Here is an 18,777-nt window from a genome sequence, read left to right as displayed (position 1 = left end):
AAAGCATCGGCTGGTGAGCCACAATCAACCGCCGATATTTTAGGATTCCAGCTCGGTAAAAAGGCATTAAAACGGCCTTAATCCCCCGCTGGCCGGAACCGCGCTGCTCCACATCACTATCGCCGCCGCCAGTAAGATCACGCCGCCGGCCAGCGCCAGCGTTGCCCAGCCAATCTGCTTCCACAGCGCCGGCGCCCGGCCGGCGCTCAGCCTGACCGCCAGCTGACGGAAGCCATGCACCAGCAGGGCCAGCGCGCTAATCGTTAACGAGGTACCTGCCGCCATCGCCATCGCGGCCGCCATGCCCCAGCTAAATACGCCGATAACCTTGCTGAATAACAGCACCATAATCGCTCCGGAGCAGGGCCGCATCCCCATTGACAGCACGATAGCCAGCCGAGCCCGCCAGTCCTCGCCGCTTTGCAGCTGTTCCGGCGCCGGCAGATGCTGATGCCCGCAGCCGCAGTTGGCGTGATGAACGTGATGCGCGGTGAAGGCGGTGAATGTCGGCCGGCGCAGCAGTACGCGCAGCTTTTTTAGCGCACGCCAGCACAGCAAAAGGCCCAGCGCACCGACCAGCAGATAGCTTCCCTTTTCCAGCCAGAAGCTGCTCAGATGCAGCTGTCTTGCCGGCAGCCGCAGCAGCGTCAGTACCACCACCACTAAGGCGATGGCCACCAGTCCCTGCAGCAGCGAGGCGGCCAGGGTCAGGCCGATGCTCGATTTCAGCTTCGACGGATGGGTTGCCAGCCAGGTGGTTATGACCACCTTGCCGTGCCCCGGCCCCAGCGCATGCAGGACGCCGTAGGCGAAGCTAAATCCCAGCAGCGACAGCCCGGCAGCGGCAGGATTCTCCGCAACCGCCTGCAGAAGCCGACTCAGTTCGACATTCAGCGCGCGCTGCCAGACCGCGCTTTGCAGCAGCACCTGCGGCCAGGCCCGCCATAGCCAGAAGCCAGCTCCGGCTGCCAGCAGCAGAAACAGCGCCAGCGGCCACAGCTGGCGCCAGCGCGGCGAACGGCCGTTTTGTGCAAAAATCACTGACATTGCAGCGTCACCTTTTGCGCGAAGTAGCTCCCCAGTTCCATATCCTCCGGCGGCGCATCCGCTTTATCCAGCGACTGCGCATAGGACAACATTTTTTCGTTAGGCTTCGGCGTCATCACTTTTGCCGTGCAGCTTGTCTTCATCGCCGTCGGTAGAGTGAAGTCTGCGTCCTGGTCATAATACATATCAACATAATAGGTCGGGTCGTAGGTGGAAAAGGTGAAGGTTTGCCCGGCCATCGGCTGCGGCTTCGCCAGCGGCAGAGTAAAAGAGAGTACCGCCTGATGGCCGCTGCGCTCAAGGCCATAGCCATCGGGCCGATTATCAAACTTCACTCTCTCGCCGTTATGCCACAGCTCGCTGAAATAGTGCTGGCCCAGCACGTTCGCCATCACTTCCGCCGCCAGCTTTTTCCAGATTTCGCTACCGGGTTTGGCGTTGCCCGCATCATAGAGCAGATCGGCGGAGGTGATTTCATCCATCGTCCAGCGCATTTTAAAGCCGGTAAGCTGCCCATTTTCCGCTACGGCCTCGGTTTGCAGACTAATGAAACTGTGCGGATGCGCCGCCGCAGATAGCGATAAAAACATGAAAAACGCTACGCTGACGCATTGTTTCACTCTCTTCATCTGTTCCTCGCGTGAAAAATTCTGTGAACCCCGCCAGCAATCCTGATGTAAAGACCCGGAAATGCCCTGTTCACCCGCAATACATTAACTACTCTTAACGAAAACCCTAACTGGAACTAACCGGATGATGACAGTGATTGAACCACCATCTGTGCTTTCCAGTCCACAGCGCCGTAGCCAGGTGCTCCTGATGTTTTATCTGCCCGGGCAGTCCGTGACGCCCGAATGGCTGGGTAACCTCACCCAGGTTGATGAGGATACCGCCCGGCAGGACATCGCGGAGACGGGACGCGAAATTCAGCGTTATCACCGCTTGACCCTGACTTCACAAGCGGACGGCAGCTATCGGATGGAAGGCGCCGCGCTCGATCAACGCTTATGCCTGCTGCACGGCCTGCGCCGCGGGCTGCGCCTGTGCCCGCATTTTGTCAGCCACCATTTTACCCCGGCTCTGAAAACGCAGCTTAAACAGCAAGGTATCGCACGCACGCTCTATGATGACACCAATCTTCAGGCATTGGTCAACCGCTGCTCGCGCGCCCTGAACCGGCAGTTTGACTGCCGCGACGTGCATTTTCTGCGTCTTTATTTACAGTATTGTTTGCTGCAGCACCACCTTGGGCAGAGTCCCTCTTTCACTCACGAGCAGCAGCGCTGGGCGCAGGCCGCCGCCGAATTTGCCCTCGCGGAGGAGATTGTCCGCCACTGGCAGCGGCGGGTTGCGGCAGCGCCCCACGCAGGAGAACAGCTGTTTTTGACCCTGCTGTTTATGCTGTTGAAAACTCCCGATCCTCTTCGCGATGGTCATCAGCAGGATCGACGTCTGCATCTGGCTATATCTGGCCTGATTCACCGCTTTCAGAACCTGGCGGGTCGTCCGTTTAGCGATGAACAGGGGCTCAGCGATCAACTCTATATCCACCTCTCGCAGGCGTTACATCGCAGCGTTTTCGCTATCGGTATCGATAACGCGCTGCCGGAGGAAATTGGCCGTCTTTATCCCCGCCTGATGCGCACCACCCAGGCCGCACTGGAGGAGTTTGAAGCCAGCTGGCAAGTGCGGTTTAGCCAGGAGGAAGTCAGCCTGATCGCGGTGATTTTCGGCGCATGGCTGATGCAAAAAAGCGATCTGCAAGAGAAGCAGGTGGTGCTGCTTACCGATGATAATCCGGATCTTGAGCAGTCGCTGGAGCAGCAGCTGCGCGAGTTAACCCTGCTGCCGCTCAATATCAAGTATTTGAGCGTGAGCACCTTTCAGAAAGAGGGCGCCCCGAAGGAAGTGACGCTGATCGTCACTCCCTATACCACCGCGCTACCGCTGTTTTCACCGCCGCTGTTTCATGCTGAAGAGGCGTTCAGCGATCATCAGCAGCAGCAGATTTGCAAAATGCTGGAGGCCTAGGCTACCGCTTTTGGCCTCACCACCAGCGCCGGTAAGGCCACCAGCGCCATTACCCAGAACACGCCCTGGTGCAGATGCTGGTAGAGGAAACCGGCAAATACCGTCATCACCGCAATGCTGCCGCCCATCGCGACAGCGGAGTAGACCGCCTGCAGGCGGATCACTTCGCTGCCCTGACGCGCTGCGATATAGCGCATCGCCGCCAGATGGCACACCGTAAAGGTGCCGCAGTGGAGGATCTGCGCGACGATAAGCCAGGGTAGCGCCGTCGTCCAGCCCATCAACGTCCAGCGAATCAGCCCGCACACCGCGGACAGCAGCAGTAGATCGCGGGCGCTAAAGCGACGGAAGACTTTTTTGCTCAGCGCGAAAATCACCACTTCCGCCACCACGCCAAGCGACCACAGATAGCCAACCGCGGAGGCCGAATACCCCGCCTCCTGCCAGTAGATAGCGCTAAATCCGTAGTAGGCGGCATGCGCTCCCTGCAGCAAACAGACGCAGGCGAGGAAGCGCCAGCTTTGCCGCACCAGCGTAAGCCAGGCCGCCAGGCCGGCCGCTTCCTGCTGGCGGGACTCTCCCTGCGGCTGCACCGACGGTTTCAGCAACATGCCGAGCAGCATTGAAGCAATGCCGACGCTGAGCATCACCAGTATCATCCGGTAGTCATACAGGCTGACCAGCTTCCCGGTTAGCGCCGAACCAATGACGAAAGCTATCGATCCCCACAGACGCACGCGCCCGTAGTCCATGGTGATCTGCTTTTGCCAGGTATTCGCCAGCGCGTCGGTGAGCGGCACCAGCGGCGAGAAAAAGAGGTTAAAGCCGACGATAATCACCATCAGCCAGGCGACATGGTGGCCGACCCAAAATGCGAGCGCAAAAAGCAGCGTCAGCAAAGCCAGAATGCGTAGAGAAGAGATCAGTCGGGACGGGTCGCTGACCCGCGGCGCAATCAGCAGGCTGCCAAGAAAACGCGACACCAGCCCGGCGCCGAGCAGCATACCGATGGTTTCCGGCGTCAGGCCAAGTCCGGAAAGCCAGACGCTCCAGAAAGGCAGGAAGATACCGTAGCTAAAGAAATAGGTGAAGTAACTAAGCGCCAACCAGCGCGTGGAGTGTAAGACCATGATTCCCTCCCGAATGGAGGCGACAGTCTGGCGATAAAGCGGGGCGGGTGCAAGATGCCCTCGCCCCAAAAATGGCGCTACTCGCGCCCCTGAACGTCTATTTTTAGCGAAAAATTCAGCGTATCTCCGGTGCCCAAAACCCGCAGCCCCGGCTGGCCTTCCATGTTATGGGCGTTTACCGGGTGAGTTTGCGGCTCGAGGCAAAGGAACGGTTCACCCTGCATTCTAAAGAGCATCAACCACGAAGTTTGCGAAAGAATTGCGATATTCATCACATTACTTACTATCCTCGCTCGTCCACTCCAGCCGGAATAGCCGACGTTTAGCCAGCGATCCTCACCGTACTGCGGGTGACTGAAATCGGCATAGCCGGGAAGAGGGCTTTGCCAGTCCAGCGGAAGGTGCTGTTCCCCTTCCGGCCAGTAGCCACTGGCGGCAAACTGCACCGTGCTGCGCTTATCAAAGGAGAAAAAGGGATGAAAACCGCAGCCGTAGGGGATAGGCGTGCTACCGCAGTGGGTAAGCGTCAGCGACGCTATCAGTTGGTTACGCAGCAACTGATAGCGGATCTGCGCCAGGTAATCGAAACCGCAGACATGTTGCCGACGCAGCTGCAACGCGCAAAAATCGCCGCCGCGCGCAATGATATCCCAGCACTGCAGCCAACCGTCGCCGTGGAGAAAAAAATGCGCGTCGGCGTGGTGACGTGGCAGGACTATCTCGCGTCCCTGAAAAATAAAGCGATTTCCGGCAACGCGATTGGCCATCGGCAGCATCGGAAACATGCCGCCGGCGGGATTTTCATATAGCACCGGCGCCTGATATTGCCGCGAGAATAAACTTTGCACTTTGCCGCCCAGAGAAGAGACGCACATCCGCAGATGCGCGTTCTCCATAATCCACTCTTCCGCCATTAGCGCGTCTGCTCCTGCTTCGCCGCATTAACGCCCGTATGGCGTTGCGCCAGCTGTTCTTCCAGGGCTTCGAGAGTGATCCCCTTTGTTTCCGGCACGTTGCGCAGAATATAGAGATAGCCGGCAGCGCAAATGATGCCATACAGCAAGAAGCTGCCCGCCGCGCCCAGTCCGGCATTAAGCAGAGGGAAAGTGTAGGTTAACAAGAAGCAGGCAATCCACAGCGCCAGGGTACCTAAAGACATGGCGAGTCCGCGAACGCGGTTGGGGAAGATTTCCGCCAGCAGTACCCAGGTGACCGGCGCCAGGGTCAAGGCGTAAATGGCAATAGCCGCCAGCACCAGCAGCAGTACCGGCCAGCCCATAATGCCCATGGCGTAAGCGCCGGCAATCAGCACATAGATCAGCGTCAAGCCTGAAGCGCCAAGCAGCATCAGTTTACGGCGGCCGATTTTATCCACCAGCGGCAGCGCGGCGAGGGTAAATACCAGGTTTACAACCCCCGTCGCGACGATCGATTTAAGCGTGCTGTTAATATCGAAGCCCGCTGAGGCAAAAATCTCCTGTGCGTAGTTAAAGATGACGTTGATTCCGCACCACTGCTGGAAAACGGCGAGAACCATGCCAATGATCACGATCGGTTTCACCTGCGGAGCCAGCAGTGCGCCATAGGATACTTTATGGTTATCTTTTTCCAGCGTGTGCGCGATGTCGCGTAATATTCTGTCGGCATAGTCGGCAGAACCAATGCGTTCCAGCGCGGCTCGGGCACGCTCAGGCTTACCGGCTTTCATAAGCCAGCGCGGCGATTCGGGAACAAAAAACATCAGTACCAGAAACGCCAGCGCCGGAACCAGTTCTGCGCCGAACATCCAGCGCCAGCCCATCTGCCCGTTCCAGGTTTCTACAATCATTTGCTGCGTCGCCCCCGTCTCTACGGGTTCCGCAATCATCAGGTTAATAAGCTGAGCGGCCAGCACGCCAATCACGATAGTGAGCTGGTTGACCGCAACAAAGCGCCCTCTTTTTTCTGCCGGGCTGACTTCGGCGATGTAAAGCGGGCTGAGAGCGGATGCCAGACCAATCCCCACACCGCCCACAATGCGGTAAACCACAAACATGTCGAAACTGCTGGCGACCGCCGTCCCCCACGCCGACGCGCTGAACAGCACGGCGGAAAGTATTAAGGGCAGCTTGCGCCCGAGTTTATCGGCGCACCATCCCGAGATTAATGCGCCGAAAACGCAGCCCACCAGCGCCGAACTCATAGCCCAGCCGGATTGTGCCGGGTCGGTAATGGAAAACCAGGCTTCATAAAATGGCTTAGCGCCGCCGATGACTACCCAGTCATAGCCAAACAGTAAACCACCGCAGGCGGCGACCAGACAGATAGTCCAGACGTAGCCCATTTTGAGATGTGTCTGCGCGTTATTCATAATGATTCCTCTATAAGGGAAACGCAGGGAACAGTAGGGTACAGGCGAGCCAGGCCCGCCCATTTGAGGTTCAGGAAAAAATGCCGCTTTGCAGGGCATGACGAATCAGATGCGCCTTATCATGAGCCGGGTTCAGTTGCAGAAGCCGCTGCATCGCCTGCTGGCTGGCGGATACATTCCCCAGCCCCAGATGGCCCAGCGCTTCAATAAACAAGCAGTGCTGCTGATGTTGCTGTTGCGCTGAGACATCAAGCACCACCAAATCCGGAAGAGAGACGGCAAAGAAGTCGGCTTGCGGCACGTCATCCCGATGCTGCCCGGCCCAGGTGATAAAATTCTGGAAGTGCTGCTCGGCCTGCGCCGCGTTACCGCTCTTACGCAGCGCGATGCCCTGCCAGAAAAGGTAATCAGCGGGCTGATCGTTGTAGTAACGCCCGGCGTCCAGCGTTGAGCCTCCTTGTAGGGCAAGCTGATAATATTCCTCTGCCTGCTGCGCATCCCCAGCCTGTTCCGCGCAGTAGCCCAGCAAATACCAGATATCGTTGTCCGTCTGCCCGGGCAGTCGCCCCTCCCCCAGATTATCGGGATAGCGTAATGCGTCTTTCAGACAGTCCGCAGCCTGCGTAAACGCCTCGCGTTCAATAAACTGCAAAGCCCGATGCAGCTGATTGAGCAAATACTGACCGGTGATTTTCCCTTCCCCGCCTTCCCAGGGATGAAACACGCGCGTACCGAGAATAGCGGCGGCATCGGCATAATGGCCGGAAGCATTCCACAGGCTTAGCAGCTCAGCGGTCAGATTGTCCCGCTTCAGCACCACCGCTTTGCGCGCCGCCAGCTTCTCCAGTCGTTCGTTTACCGGCGTACCCAGTGATTTTTGCAGAAAATCAAGCTCAAAGAGGAAGCGCGCGTTTTCGGGCTCAAGCTCTACGGCGCGCTGTAGATAAGCCAGCGCCTGTGCCGCATCCTGTTGTTTATTCCAGGCGTAAACCCCGAGCAGGCGATGAGCGGGCGCATAGTCGGGTGATTTTGCCAGCGTCTCGCGCCAGCAGCTGACCGCCTCTTCATAGCGTCGTTTGCTGTACCAGAAGCAACCGAGCAGATAGCAGGCGAAAGCGCTGTCGCTCAGGGTTTGCAGCATCTGAACTTCATCGAGCGTATTGGGGAAACGCACTTTTTGCGGATGGCAGCGCTCGGCTTCGGCAATCAACCGTTGCCGTTTATTTGCGTCATCGCTTAACGAGGCTCGCCACAGCATCGGCAGCGCCTCCTGACAATCCAGTACCTCAAGCACCTCTTTCGCCGCCTGCTTCTGTCCGATAGAAAGCAGCCAGCCCGCCAGCAGGCTGCCGTTGATCCCTCTGCGCCCCGTTACCCGCAGCAGGCTCTCTCGCGCTTCGTCGCTGGGTTCAATCATCCAGCGCGCGCAGTGCAGCGGATAGCTCAACGGGAATTGTTTAAGGCAGGCGAAAATATATTCCTGCGCCGCTTTCGCCCCCCCGCTGTCCGCTAACGCCAGCGCTTTCAGCCCCATAGCCAGATGGTTGCTGGCGTTGAACTGCAGACTGGTGTTGACCTTTTCCAGCGCGTCGGCCGTATCACCGCGCTTCATCGCCAGACGCGCAAGCGACCACCATGCAGCATCGCGGCAGTTACCGCTCCAGGAGGCTTTGTAATAGTGATCCCAGGCACCTTGTTCATCTCCCTGCCTTTCCAGCGCGCTGCCAAGCAGCATACTGGCTTCGCCATCGCGCGGATTTTTATTCAGACGATGGGCGCGAAGTAGCGCGGCGCGGGCACATTGCTCCGCTAAAACCCAGTCGGCCTGGTTAAACGCCAGCGTCCCGAGGGCAACATTATTGCGATAATCCTGCGGATCGAGGGCTATCGCCCGGCGATAGTAATCTGCGGCATAGCGGCTGGCGTGATTGTATTGCTCAAGATGCTGGCCAATAAAATAGAGCTCATCACCGTTGTGAATCTCTTCCGGCATCGCTGGCGCTGAGGCCGGCTCGGGCAGCGGCGTCTGCTGAGTAATATGTTCGTGATAATCCAGCAGCAGTTGCTTGTCTGCACTTTTAACCTTGATGGTCAAGCGACCGGCGTCATGTTCCGGCAGCGTATGCCGCCAACTCTCGCCGGGCTTCAGCGTAAGCTGAGTTTCATACAGCGGCTGCTGTTCAGCACTGAGTTCAACAACGATATTTTCCAGCGGCGCAATGGCGTAAACGCCGAGCTGTAGCTGCTCAGACTCGCGAACCAGCTTCAGCGCCAGCTGCGTATTGGCATTTTGCACCATTCCCAGCTCGCTATAGGGAAGGAAATTTTGCACAAAAATCTTCTCTTCATAAGGCGCAAGCCAGGTAAAGTCAGGCTGGTTATCGGTGTAGACGCCAGTCATCAGCTCAATATAAGGGCCATTTTCGTCGGTCAGATTGCGGTCCCATGCCTGGCCAAAGTCGCCATAGCCCCAGCTCCACTGTTTTTTGCCCGGAGAGATGTGATGATCGGCAACATGCAGTAGCCCACCGCGCTCGTCATGGTGATAAGCACCGACAAAATCGTAATCCGATTTCTCCGCCATATACGAGGTGGGCACAGGAACGTTTTTATAACGGGAGATATCGACGCCCGCAGAATAGTCGACTTTGTAGTAGGTGCCGGTGGCAATAGGGAAAGCGGAAACATCGCGCTTGCCGTGATCGAACACGGCGGTGACGTCGGGCGGGAAAACGCTCTGGTGAGCATCGCCGCCTTTTACCGCCGGGTTGGCCCACCACAGGAAATGACGCGGCGTGGCGTTACCATTAAAGACCTTACCGGTAATTTCAATCAGCGCGCGGTCAGGATAAAGCGTAAACCCGGTCATGACCTGCAAACCGCGCATGGGCTCCGCTTCCCCCATCCATACGGTCTGCACGCCGTTTTCCCCGCACTGGATCGAAAAGTCGACCAGCATAAAGGTCGTCGGGCGATGATGCTGCGGCCAGTTGAACTCGATACCGCCGGAGATCCAGGGCCCCAGCAGCCCCACCAGGGCGGGCTTCACAACTTCATTGTAATACACGAAATCGCGCTGTTTAACCTTGTCATACGCCCGATGTATACGGCCGCCGAGTTCCGGTAACAGCATAATTCGAATGAAATCATTCTCCATCCATACTGCCTGATAATCGCGCATCTCACGTTCGCCGGTCAGGGTGTCAATCACGCCGTAGGGATAGACGTTACCGGAAGAACCTTGATAAACGCGTTTTTCCAGAAACATGGGGTTCGGATCCTCCGCCCCCGTTGTCCACGTAGGTAATGTAATTATTCCCTGCCAAACCTTAACCGAACCGTACATGACGCCTCCACTAAACAAAGTAAGGTAAAATTTGCTATGGAAGGAGTTTATATCGTCACTTAGCTGCTAAAATGCGCAATGCTCACGCAATATAGTTAAGGGAGTTAAGTGTATGCAGCGTACCGGTTTAAATAATGCCCGGGTCAGACAGGCCAATAAATCCATTTTTTTGGCTCATCTCTGGCGGGAGAAGCAGCTGAGTAAATCCCAGCTTTCTCAGCTCACCGGACTCTCTATTCCGGCGGTGAGCAATATTCTTGAAGAGCTGCTCAGCGAGGGACTGATCGATCACTCCACGGAAAAAATGAGCAAACGCGGCGTGAACAGCGGAAGCTACCAGATCCCCGCGCGCGGAGCCTGGACGCTATGCATGAATATTACGCCGACCAGTATTGAGTATCAGCTTGCCGATGCCCGTCTACTGGCGGTTGACGGCCACCAGCATTTGCCTATCGATGCCCCTACGCCGCAGGCCCTTCTGGAGGCCATCGTGGAATGCTGGCGGCGTATCCACCGCCTCTACCCGCAGCACAGCATCAATCTCGCCCTTGGCGTCCATGGTCAGGTTGATCCGATCACCGGCGTTTCACAAACCATGCCCCAGGCGCGCTGGAAAACGCCGATTGAAATAAAGTATCTGCTGGAAGAACAGCTCGGCGTGCAGGTACGGGTAGATAATGACTGCGTGATGCTGGCGCTGGCGGAGAAATGGCAGCATCCGGGCCCACAACCGGATTTTTGCGTGATCAACGTCGATTACGGTATTGGATCATCTTTTGTGATTAACGATCAGATTTATCGAGGAAGCCTCTACGGCAGCGGGCAGATTGGACACACGATTGTGAATCCTGACGGCAAAGCCTGCGACTGCGGGAGATATGGCTGTCTTGAAACCGTAGCCTCCCTCAGCGCGTTGAAAAAACAGGCGCGGATGTGGCTTAAAACCCAGCCTGAGGCGCAGCGATCTCCGGAGCAGTTAACCACGGCATCGCTCATTGAGGCCTGGGAACAGGGAGACGTGCATATTCGCGCATGGGTTGATAACGCCGCCAACGCTATTGGCTTAAGTCTTTATAATTTCTTAAATATTTTGAATATTAACCAGATCTGGCTATACGGTCGCAGCTGTGCTTTTGGCGAACAGTGGCTGGAGAGTATCGTCAAACAAACCGGCTTTAATCCGTTTGACCACGGCGATACGCCGAGAGCGCATGCCACCCAAATCGGTTTTGGCACACTGACCCGCGCTCAGCAGCTGATGGGGATCGGTTATCTGTATGTTGAGGAGCAACTGCAGACGCTGCGTTAATAGTCAGGGGACGTGGCGGAGCGCAAATTTGTGTATTACGTTTAAATCACACGCCTCTCATAACGAGCTGATTATGAACACTCTACGCTACTTTGACTTTGGTTCCTCCCGCTCTCTGCTGCTGCTGATTGCGCGTATCGCGGTAGTGGTGCTGTTTATTCTTTTCGGTTATCCCAAGCTGCTCGGCTTTAGCGGCACGGTGCAGTATATGGCCTCCTCCGGCGCGCCGATGCCAACGCTTGCGGCCATCATTGCCATTATTATGGAGGTGCCGGCGGCCATTTTAATTGTGCTGGGCTTTTTCACCCGCCCGCTGGCGGTGATCTTTATTTTTTATACTCTTGGCACCGCGGTGATTGGCCATCACTACTGGAATATGTCCGGCGATGTGGTACTACCGAACATGATTAACTTCTGGAAAAACGTCAGTATTGCCGGCGCCTTCCTGCTGCTGGCAATAACCGGGCCCGGAGCGATTTCGCTCGACCGCCACTAATTAACAGGCACAAAAAAGGCCGCATCAGCGGCCTTTTTTAGCTCAACGCTAACGCTTATGCATAGACCGGGAAGCGTGCGCAGATATCCAGCACTTTACCCTTCACGCGCTCAATGACCGCTTCGTCATTGATGTTGTCCAGCACGTCGCACATCCAGCCGGCCAGCTCTTTGACTTCTGCTTCCTTAAAGCCGCGACGGGTCACCGCCGGAGAACCGATACGGATACCAGAGGTCACAAACGGGCTCTTCGGATCGTTCGGCACGCTGTTTTTGTTGACGGTGATGTTGGCGCGGCCCAGAGCAGCGTCAGCTTCTTTACCGGTCAGGTTTTTATCGACCAGATCCAGCAGGAACAGATGGTTTTCAGTGCCGCCGGAAACCACTTTGTAGCCGCGGTTCAGGAACACTTCGACCATCGCTTTGGCGTTTTTCGCTACCTGCTGCTGGTAAACTTTGAACTCAGGCTCCATCGCTTCTTTCAGCGCGACGGCTTTCGCCGCGATAACGTGCATCAGCGGGCCGCCCTGGGCGCTCGGAAATACGGCAGAGTTCAGTTTTTTGTACAGCTCTTCGCTGCCGCCTTTCGCCAGGATCAGGCCGCCGCGCGGACCGGCCAGGGTTTTGTGGGTGGTGGTGGTCACGACGTGAGCATGCGGAACCGGGTTCGGGTAAACGCCTGCGGCGATCAGACCGGCAACGTGAGCCATATCGACGAACAGGTATGCGCCGATGCTGTCAGCGATTTCACGCATTTTTGCCCAGTCAACCACGCCGGAATAAGCCGAGAAACCACCGATAATCATCTTCGGTTTATGTTCCTGAGCCTGCTTAGCCATATCGTCGTAGTCAATTTTACCGGACTCATCGATACCGTAAGGGATGATGTTGTACAGTTTGCCAGAGAAGTTGACCGGAGAGCCGTGAGTCAGGTGACCACCTTGCGCCAGGTTCATACCCAGAACGGTATCGCCCGGCTGCAGCAGAGCGGTATAGACCGCGAAGTTCGCCTGGGAGCCGGAGTGCGGCTGCACGTTAGCGTAGTCAGCGCCGAACAGTTCTTTAGCGCGGTCAATCGCCAGCTGCTCTACGATATCGACGTATTCACAGCCGCCGTAGTAGCGCTTGCCCGGGTATCCTTCAGCGTATTTGTTGGTCAGCTGAGAGCCCTGCGCCTGCATTACGCGCGGGCTGGTGTAGTTTTCGGAGGCGATCAGTTCGATGTGCTCTTCCTGACGTACTTTTTCTTGCTCCATAGCCTGCCACAGTTCGGCATCATAATCGGCAATGTTCATTTCACGCTTTAACATCCGCATCTCCTGACTCAGCTAACAATAAAATTTCGGCCTAAAAAGGCGGTCCACCTGGACAACGGCCCACAGTATAACTGAATCATTCTGCGATAACAGGTCTTGACAAAGGATTTTACGCAAACGATTGGCTCCGCATTACACAAGGCTTTGAGCAATAAAGCACCTTCGATTATCAACGGATTTCTTTTCAGGTTTGTGATGCAAATAATTCATGTTGTAACTGTCTTAAGGTAAAGCGTTAAAGAACCATTTACAAAGCAGGGTTATTTTTATAAGATGCATTTAATATGCATCATTAAGATAACTTATAAAGGAAGCTGCTATGCTCGACGCCCAGACCATCGCTACGGTGAAAGCCACCATCCCCCTGCTGGTTGAAACCGGTCCAAAACTGACCGCTCATTTTTACGACCGCATGTTTGCTCACAATCCCGAATTAAAAGAAATCTTCAATATGAGCAATCAGCGCAACGGCGACCAGCGCGAGGCGCTGTTCAACGCGATTGCCGCCTATGCCAGCAATCTCGAGAACCTGCCCGCCCTGCTGCCGGCGGTAGAGAAAATCGCCCAGAAGCACACCAGCTTCCAGATTCAACCCGAGCAGTACAATATTGTTGGTACTCACCTGCTGGCGACCCTCGATGAGATGTTCAGTCCGGGCCAGGAAGTACTGGATGCCTGGGGCAAGGCCTACGGGGTGCTGGCCAACGTCTTTATTAATCGTGAAGCGCAAATCTATAATGAAAGCGCCAGCAAAACCGGCGGCTGGGAAGGCACCCGCGCATTCCGCATCGTCAAAAAAACGCCGCGCAGCGCGCTGATTACCAGCTTTGAATTTGAGCCGGTCGACGGCGGCGCGGTAGCGGAATATCATCCAGGCCAGTATCTGGCGGTCTGGCTGAAGCCGGAAGGTTTTCCGCATCAGGAAATTCGCCAGTACTCTTTGACCCGCAAACCCGACGGTAAAGGCTATCGTATCGCGGTTAAACGTGAAAACGGCGGCCAGGTTTCAAACTGGCTGCATGATTCAGCGAAAGAAGGCGACGTGATTTATCTGGCCGCGCCGGCCGGTGATTTCTTCCTCAACGTGGCGCCGGAAACCCCGGTCACGCTGCTCTCCGGCGGCGTCGGTCAGACGCCGATGCTGGCGATGCTGGATGTGCTGGCAAAAGCGCAGCATCCGGCGCAGATGAACTGGTTCCATGCGGCAGAGAACGGCGACGTACACGCCTTCGCGGACGAAGTTAAAACGCTGGGTGAAACGCTGCCGAAGTTTACTTCTCACGTCTGGTACCGCAGCCCGAGCGAAGCGGACCGTCAATCCGGCGCGTTTGACAGCGAAGGTTTGATGGATTTATCGGCCCTGGCCGACAAGATCGGCGACCCGCAGATGCAGTTCTATCTCTGCGGCCCGGTGGCGTTTATGCAGTTTGCCGCGAAGCAGCTGGTAGATCTGGGCGTGAGCAGCGGCAACATTCATTATGAGTGCTTCGGCCCGCACAAGGTGCTGTAAACGGAGCGATAAATGCAGGCGGCCCGGAAATTGCCGGACCGCCATCCGGTTTGACAGCTTAAATCGCCGCGTCGTCTTCTTCGCCGGTACGGATACGAATCACGCGCGCGACATCAAAGACAAAGATCTTACCGTCGCCGATTTTGCCGGTCTGCGCCGTACGGATAATGGTATCCACGCAAGTGTCGACGATATCATCGGTAACAACGATTTCGATTTTCACTTTCGGCAGAAAATCGACCATATACTCCGCGCCGCGATACAGCTCGGTATGCCCCTTCTGACGGCCAAAGCCTTTCACTTCCGTTACCGTCATCCCGGTGATGCCGACTTCGGCCAGCGCTTCACGCACGTCATCCAGTTTGAAGGGTTTAATAATCGCATCAATCTTTTTCATGGTGTTCCTGTTTTAGTCGCGTAACCGGTTGCTAACCGTATCATAACTTGCGCCATCATCCGGAGCTACTCTTTAAAGTCGTTAGCGTCGAGCTCGTGGCGCGACAGCAGCTTATAAAATTCGGTGCGATTGCGCCCCGCCATCCGGGCCGCATGCGTGACGTTCCCTTTGGTAATTTGCAGCAGCTTGCGCAGGTAATTGAGCTCAAACTGATTCCGCGCTTCGACAAACGTCGGCAGCGCGGTGTTTTCCCCTTCCAGCGCCTGCTCTACCAGGGCGTCGCTAATGACCGGCGAAGAGGTCAGCGCCACGCACTGCTCAATCACGTTCACCAGCTGGCGCACGTTGCCCGGCCATTTAGCGGCCATCAGCCGCTTCATCGCATCCGTGGAGAATGCGCGGACAAAAGGTTTATGGCGATCGGCAGACTGGCGCAGCAGATGGTTCGCCAGCAGCGGAATATCTTCCGTACGCTCAGCCAGCGGCGGGATTTTCAGATTCACCACGTTGAGACGATAGAACAGATCTTCACGAAATTCGCCTCGCGCCATGGCCTTAGGCAGGTCGCGATGGGTCGCAGAAATAATCCGCACATCAATATCGATATCGCGATTGCTGCCCAGCGGGCGCACTTTACGTTCCTGCAGAACGCGCAGCAGTTTCACCTGTAGCGCAACCGGCATATCGCCAATTTCATCAAGAAACAGGGTCCCGCCTTCCGCGGCCTGGAATAGCCCCTCGCGATTGCTGACTGCGCCGGTAAAAGCGCCGCGCGCGTGGCCGAACAATTCTGACTCCAGCAACTGTTCGGGAAGCGCGCCGCAGTTAATGGCGACAAAAGGTTTATCGCGGCGCGGGCTGGCGTTATGAATTGCCTGGGCGACAATCTCCTTGCCGGTACCGCTCTGGCCGTTAATCAGCACGCTGACGTCCGACTGCGCCACCATCCCGGCCTGCTCCAGCAGTCGCTCCATCAGCGGGCTACGGGTCACAATCGCCTGACGCCAGCGCTCGTCGGTGGTTGGCGCGCTCTGCTCCAGCGCGTCATCAATCGCTTTATAAAGGGCGTCTTTATCCACCGGCTTGGTGAGAAAGCTAAACACGCCCTGCTGGGTCGCGGCAACGGCGTCCGGAATGGAACCGTGCGCGGTGAGAATAATCACCGGCATCCCCGGCTGAACCTTCTGGATTTCGCTGAACAGCTGGAGTCCGTCCATCTCGTCCATCCGCAGGTCGCTGACCACCAGATCGACCTTGTCGCGGCTCAGCGTGCGCAGCGCCTCCGGCCCGCTCTCGGCGGTCAGTACGCTATACCCTTCGCTGACCAGACGCATACCCAGCAGCTTCAGCAGCCCCGGATCGTCGTCCACTAATAGCAGACGGGCGGGTTTACGGATCGTCATGAATCACCTCCGGGACTTTATCGCCGCCGTGCCCGGCGTCAGAGCTGAAGTTCCCGCCGGGTTTACGGCTGGAGAGCTGACGCTCGATATCGGTGAGATTCTCCAGCTTGCGGGTCGTCAGTTCGAGCTGACTGCGTAGCTCAATTTCCTGCTGGCGCAGCGTCTCCAGCTCCGCATCGTTTGACTGCTGCAGTTTGGCGTAGCGGGAACGCTCATCAATCAGCTGAAGCTGCCGGCCCTGAGCATCGCGCCAGAGCTGATAGAGCGGGCGCACCTGAGGGGCGATTTGCGGGCTGAAGCTATCCAGACTGGCGACCAGTTCCCGGCGCTCGTTAGGCGTAATTTTGGCATCAGCCAGTAAAATGCCGCGCTTAAAGGCATCCTGCCAGCTGTCGCCGCTGTGCAGCCGGGCCTCCGCCCGCGCCTGCACCGGAGCAAGACGATCGGCGCAGTCAATTCCACGCAGCCAGTAGAGCGGATTTTTGTCGCTGGCTTCGCTTTGCAGATTCCAGATATCAGCGCACTCCACCGAAAGAAAATCGGCGACCTGATGCTGCGGCAGCGCGGAGAGCGTTTTGCCATCCGCGGCGTGTGGTGATGTAGAGGCGGAACATCCCGCCAGCGCCAGGCAGGAAATGCCTGACAGCAGCCATCCCCTGAGGGGACGGACAAATGCGAAGAAGTGGGACATATTCACCCGATAGTTAGACGTTATTTTTTCCAGACTCGGCGACGGGGAGCGTGATACGAAAACAGATTAGCCCTGACTTCTCATCAACCAGGCTCAGCTCGCCCTGCATTTGCCGTACGCAGTCGCGGGCAATGCTCAGCCCCAGACCGCTGCCTTTTACCGCCCCTTTACGCTGGTGGCTTCCCTGATAAAAAGGCTCAAAAATCATGTTTCTTTCTGCGGACGGGATCGGCTCGCCGTCGTTAATGACGTCAATGCGCACCTGCTCGCCGTGCCGATAGCTATGGATTCGAATGTTACCGGATTCAGCACCATAGTGCACCGCATTGGAGTAGAGATTATCCAGTACGCTCACCAGCAGAGCGGGCTCCGCTTCGCAAAAACGCTCGCTGAGCAACAGTTCGGTATGCATCATTTTAGCTCTTGCCGGCAGGCTATGGGCAGAAACCACATTTTCCACCAGTTCGGCCAGGTTGACCGTCTCGCGCGCAATCGGGCCATCGGCCTGTTTGCGGTTATAGTCCAGCAGCTGCTCAATCAGCTTTTGCAGGTTGCGGCTGCTGTTATCCAGAATCTCCACGATCTCCTGCTGCTCGGGCGTCAGCGGCCCGGCCACCCGGTCAGCGAGCAGTTCCGTCCCTTCGCGCATGCTGGCCAGCGGCGTTTTCAGCTCATGGGAAAGATGGCGCAGGAACTGATGGCGCTGGGATTCCAGCCAGGCAAGGCGTTCGCTCAGCCAGATAATGCGTTTACCGACGGAGCGCAGCTCGCGCGGGCCGGTAAACAGCGCGGCATCGTCCAGCGATTTCCCCTCGCCCAGTCGGTTGATCATTCTTTCAATGCCCTTTACCGGGCCGATAATCATGCGGGTGAACAGCAGCACCAGCGCCAGGCTGAGCAGGAACAGCACCAGCGCCTGCCAGCCGAAGAACTGGCCGCGCTCGGCGATTTCCTGCTGCAGCTGCTGTCCACGCGAATAGACCACCGTCCGGGTTGCCTGGACCATGTCGCTATTGGCGGAAGCAAACGCTTCCAGGCTGACTGCTGACTTCGCCGCCGGGCCGCTATTTTTACACTGCAGCTCGGCCAGATCGTCGAGATCCTGACGCAGCGCCTGCCAGATTTTTTCATCAGGCAGAACGCCCGCGTGAGCGTCAAGCATTTCGCTGTAGCGTTGGCGTTGATTTTGATAGACCCGCGCCAGCGTCGGATCGTCCAGCACGCAGTACTGCCGGTAGCTACGCTCCATTTCCAGCGACGCGTTAATCATCGCCTCGCTGCGGCGGGCGTCGATAAGGGTGGTGCGATTAATATGCGCCGCCTGGGCGCTGAGGGCGTTAAGGCTTTGCCACGCCTGCCATGCCAGCACCAGCAGCGGAAGCAGGATCAGCACGAAGGATAGCGTGACCAGCTGGCGCAGCGAACGGGGGAAAAGGGAGAGTCGCTTCACGGATAGGGTCTCAATCATTAGCTCACTACGATGCTACCTGAATATACCCAATATACTCTATGGATTTTGAGTTACAGGAAGGCGGCAAAGCTGAGAATCCCCGGGAGCTTACTCAAGTAAGTGACCGGGGTGAACAGATGCGGCCAACGCACCTGTAGCACAAAAGACGACGAGTATAATAAAGCCAGGCTACGGGAGCCTGGCTTTATTAAGAAATGAGGCGGTGCCTTACTCGACGTTTCGCCCGATGACTGATAAAGCAGAGCTGTTATCAGGAGTTGGACGGCAGGCACCTGTTTGTG

Annotated in this window: 15 protein-coding genes; 4 read left to right on the top strand and 11 right to left on the bottom strand. The window is 56.8% G+C overall.

The annotated features are described in order from the left end of the window. Window positions 1–66: 66 nt before the first annotated feature. Complete coding sequence (locus tag IAE27_RS19420; protein WP_070555721.1) at window positions 67–1,047, bottom strand: nickel/cobalt transporter; 981 nt, start codon at window positions 1,045–1,047, stop codon at window positions 67–69. Next, window positions 1,038–1,676 carry a DUF1007 family protein gene (locus IAE27_RS19415; protein WP_049592885.1) on the bottom strand — a complete coding sequence of 213 codons (639 nt, stop codon included), beginning with the start codon at window positions 1,674–1,676 and terminating at the stop codon, window positions 1,038–1,040. Before IAE27_RS19415 ends, IAE27_RS19420 begins: the two co-directional genes overlap by 10 nt. A 124-nt stretch (window positions 1,677–1,800) precedes the next feature. On the opposite strand from IAE27_RS19415, the gene csiE reads away from it, so the two are divergent. Then, complete coding sequence (gene csiE, locus IAE27_RS19410; RefSeq protein ID WP_154022962.1) at window positions 1,801–3,078, top strand: stationary phase inducible protein CsiE; 1,278 nt, start codon at window positions 1,801–1,803, stop codon at window positions 3,076–3,078. Here the strand turns inward: csiE and IAE27_RS19405 are convergent. The 4 genes from IAE27_RS19405 to IAE27_RS19390 form a co-directional block, all read right to left on the bottom strand. After that, the gene (locus IAE27_RS19405; RefSeq protein ID WP_004104522.1) at window positions 3,075–4,208 is read right to left on the bottom strand and encodes a 3-phenylpropionate MFS transporter; all 1,134 of its coding nucleotides are present in this window, start codon (window positions 4,206–4,208) and stop codon (window positions 3,075–3,077) included. The two genes, csiE and IAE27_RS19405, sit on opposite strands and share 4 nt — an antisense overlap. A gap of 77 nt (window positions 4,209–4,285) precedes the next feature. After that, on the bottom strand, window positions 4,286–5,122 hold the full coding sequence (locus tag IAE27_RS19400) for an aldose 1-epimerase (protein WP_115239317.1): 837 nt from the start codon (window positions 5,120–5,122) through the stop codon (window positions 4,286–4,288). Next, window positions 5,122–6,558: a sugar porter family MFS transporter gene (locus IAE27_RS19395; protein ID WP_016809513.1), complete on the bottom strand. Its 1,437-nt coding sequence runs from the start codon at window positions 6,556–6,558 to the stop codon at window positions 5,122–5,124. The genes IAE27_RS19400 and IAE27_RS19395 overlap by 1 nt, the downstream gene beginning before the upstream one ends. A 70-nt stretch (window positions 6,559–6,628) precedes the next feature. Continuing rightward, window positions 6,629–9,904: a DUF5107 domain-containing protein gene (locus tag IAE27_RS19390; protein ID WP_200092791.1), complete on the bottom strand. Its 3,276-nt coding sequence runs from the start codon at window positions 9,902–9,904 to the stop codon at window positions 6,629–6,631. 112 nt (window positions 9,905–10,016) lie between these two features. On the opposite strand from IAE27_RS19390, the gene IAE27_RS19385 reads away from it, so the two are divergent. Together IAE27_RS19385 and IAE27_RS19380 are read left to right on the top strand one after the other, a co-directional pair. Next, window positions 10,017–11,213, top strand: coding sequence for an ROK family transcriptional regulator (locus IAE27_RS19385; RefSeq protein ID WP_017145536.1), 1,197 nt, complete (start codon window positions 10,017–10,019; stop codon window positions 11,211–11,213). Window positions 11,214–11,286: 73 nt separating this feature from the next. Further along, window positions 11,287–11,709, top strand: coding sequence for a DoxX family protein (locus IAE27_RS19380; RefSeq protein WP_070555753.1), 423 nt, complete (start codon window positions 11,287–11,289; stop codon window positions 11,707–11,709). A gap of 55 nt (window positions 11,710–11,764) precedes the next feature. Here IAE27_RS19380 and glyA read toward each other — a convergent pair whose 3' ends face one another. After that, on the bottom strand, window positions 11,765–13,018 hold the full coding sequence (gene glyA, locus IAE27_RS19375; RefSeq protein ID WP_004104543.1) for a serine hydroxymethyltransferase: 1,254 nt from the start codon (window positions 13,016–13,018) through the stop codon (window positions 11,765–11,767). Window positions 13,019–13,343: 325 nt separating this feature from the next. On the opposite strand from glyA, the gene hmpA reads away from it, so the two are divergent. Next, the gene (hmpA, locus tag IAE27_RS19370) at window positions 13,344–14,534 is read left to right on the top strand and encodes an NO-inducible flavohemoprotein (RefSeq protein WP_154022964.1); all 1,191 of its coding nucleotides are present in this window, start codon (window positions 13,344–13,346) and stop codon (window positions 14,532–14,534) included. A gap of 58 nt (window positions 14,535–14,592) precedes the next feature. On the opposite strand, the gene glnB is transcribed toward hmpA, so the two are convergent. From glnB to IAE27_RS19350, 4 genes are all read right to left on the bottom strand, one after another. After that, the gene (glnB, locus tag IAE27_RS19365) at window positions 14,593–14,931 is read right to left on the bottom strand and encodes a nitrogen regulatory protein P-II (RefSeq protein WP_002914032.1); all 339 of its coding nucleotides are present in this window, start codon (window positions 14,929–14,931) and stop codon (window positions 14,593–14,595) included. 65 nt (window positions 14,932–14,996) lie between these two features. Continuing rightward, entirely contained in the window at window positions 14,997–16,334 is a 1,338-nt protein-coding gene (gene glrR, locus IAE27_RS19360) for a two-component system response regulator GlrR (protein WP_014230390.1), read from the bottom strand. Next, complete coding sequence (qseG, locus tag IAE27_RS19355) at window positions 16,321–17,025, bottom strand: two-component system QseEF-associated lipoprotein QseG (protein ID WP_004114463.1); 705 nt, start codon at window positions 17,023–17,025, stop codon at window positions 16,321–16,323. Before qseG ends, glrR begins: the two co-directional genes overlap by 14 nt. A gap of 13 nt (window positions 17,026–17,038) precedes the next feature. Then, the gene (locus IAE27_RS19350; RefSeq protein ID WP_094298922.1) at window positions 17,039–18,475 is read right to left on the bottom strand and encodes a sensor histidine kinase; all 1,437 of its coding nucleotides are present in this window, start codon (window positions 18,473–18,475) and stop codon (window positions 17,039–17,041) included. Between the last annotated feature and the right edge of the window lie 302 nt (window positions 18,476–18,777).

The organism is Klebsiella sp. S69 (assembly GCF_016516145.1).
In the GTDB taxonomy this organism is placed as follows: Bacteria; Pseudomonadota; Gammaproteobacteria; order Enterobacterales; family Enterobacteriaceae; genus Klebsiella; species Klebsiella oxytoca.
Note: the sequence above shows the minus strand (reverse complement) of the source record. Positions and strands in the feature narration are given on the sequence as shown.

Coding starts and splice junctions, on each gene's coding strand:
- glrR (WP_014230390.1), bottom strand. CDS start 16,334: ATGACGATCCGTAAACCCGCCCGTCTGCTATTAGTGGACGACGATCCG.
- IAE27_RS19395 (WP_016809513.1), bottom strand. CDS start 6,558: ATGAATAACGCGCAGACACATCTCAAAATGGGCTACGTCTGGACTATC.
- IAE27_RS19400 (WP_115239317.1), bottom strand. CDS start 5,122: ATGGCGGAAGAGTGGATTATGGAGAACGCGCATCTGCGGATGTGCGTC.
- hmpA (WP_154022964.1), top strand. CDS start 13,344: ATGCTCGACGCCCAGACCATCGCTACGGTGAAAGCCACCATCCCCCTG.
- IAE27_RS19385 (WP_017145536.1), top strand. CDS start 10,017: ATGCAGCGTACCGGTTTAAATAATGCCCGGGTCAGACAGGCCAATAAA.
- IAE27_RS19415 (WP_049592885.1), bottom strand. CDS start 1,676: ATGAAGAGAGTGAAACAATGCGTCAGCGTAGCGTTTTTCATGTTTTTA.
- glnB (WP_002914032.1), bottom strand. CDS start 14,931: ATGAAAAAGATTGATGCGATTATTAAACCCTTCAAACTGGATGACGTG.
- IAE27_RS19420 (WP_070555721.1), bottom strand. CDS start 1,047: ATGTCAGTGATTTTTGCACAAAACGGCCGTTCGCCGCGCTGGCGCCAG.
- qseG (WP_004114463.1), bottom strand. CDS start 17,025: ATGTCCCACTTCTTCGCATTTGTCCGTCCCCTCAGGGGATGGCTGCTG.
- csiE (WP_154022962.1), top strand. CDS start 1,801: ATGATGACAGTGATTGAACCACCATCTGTGCTTTCCAGTCCACAGCGC.
- glyA (WP_004104543.1), bottom strand. CDS start 13,018: ATGTTAAAGCGTGAAATGAACATTGCCGATTATGATGCCGAACTGTGG.
- IAE27_RS19380 (WP_070555753.1), top strand. CDS start 11,287: ATGAACACTCTACGCTACTTTGACTTTGGTTCCTCCCGCTCTCTGCTG.
- IAE27_RS19390 (WP_200092791.1), bottom strand. CDS start 9,904: ATGTACGGTTCGGTTAAGGTTTGGCAGGGAATAATTACATTACCTACG.
- IAE27_RS19405 (WP_004104522.1), bottom strand. CDS start 4,208: ATGGTCTTACACTCCACGCGCTGGTTGGCGCTTAGTTACTTCACCTAT.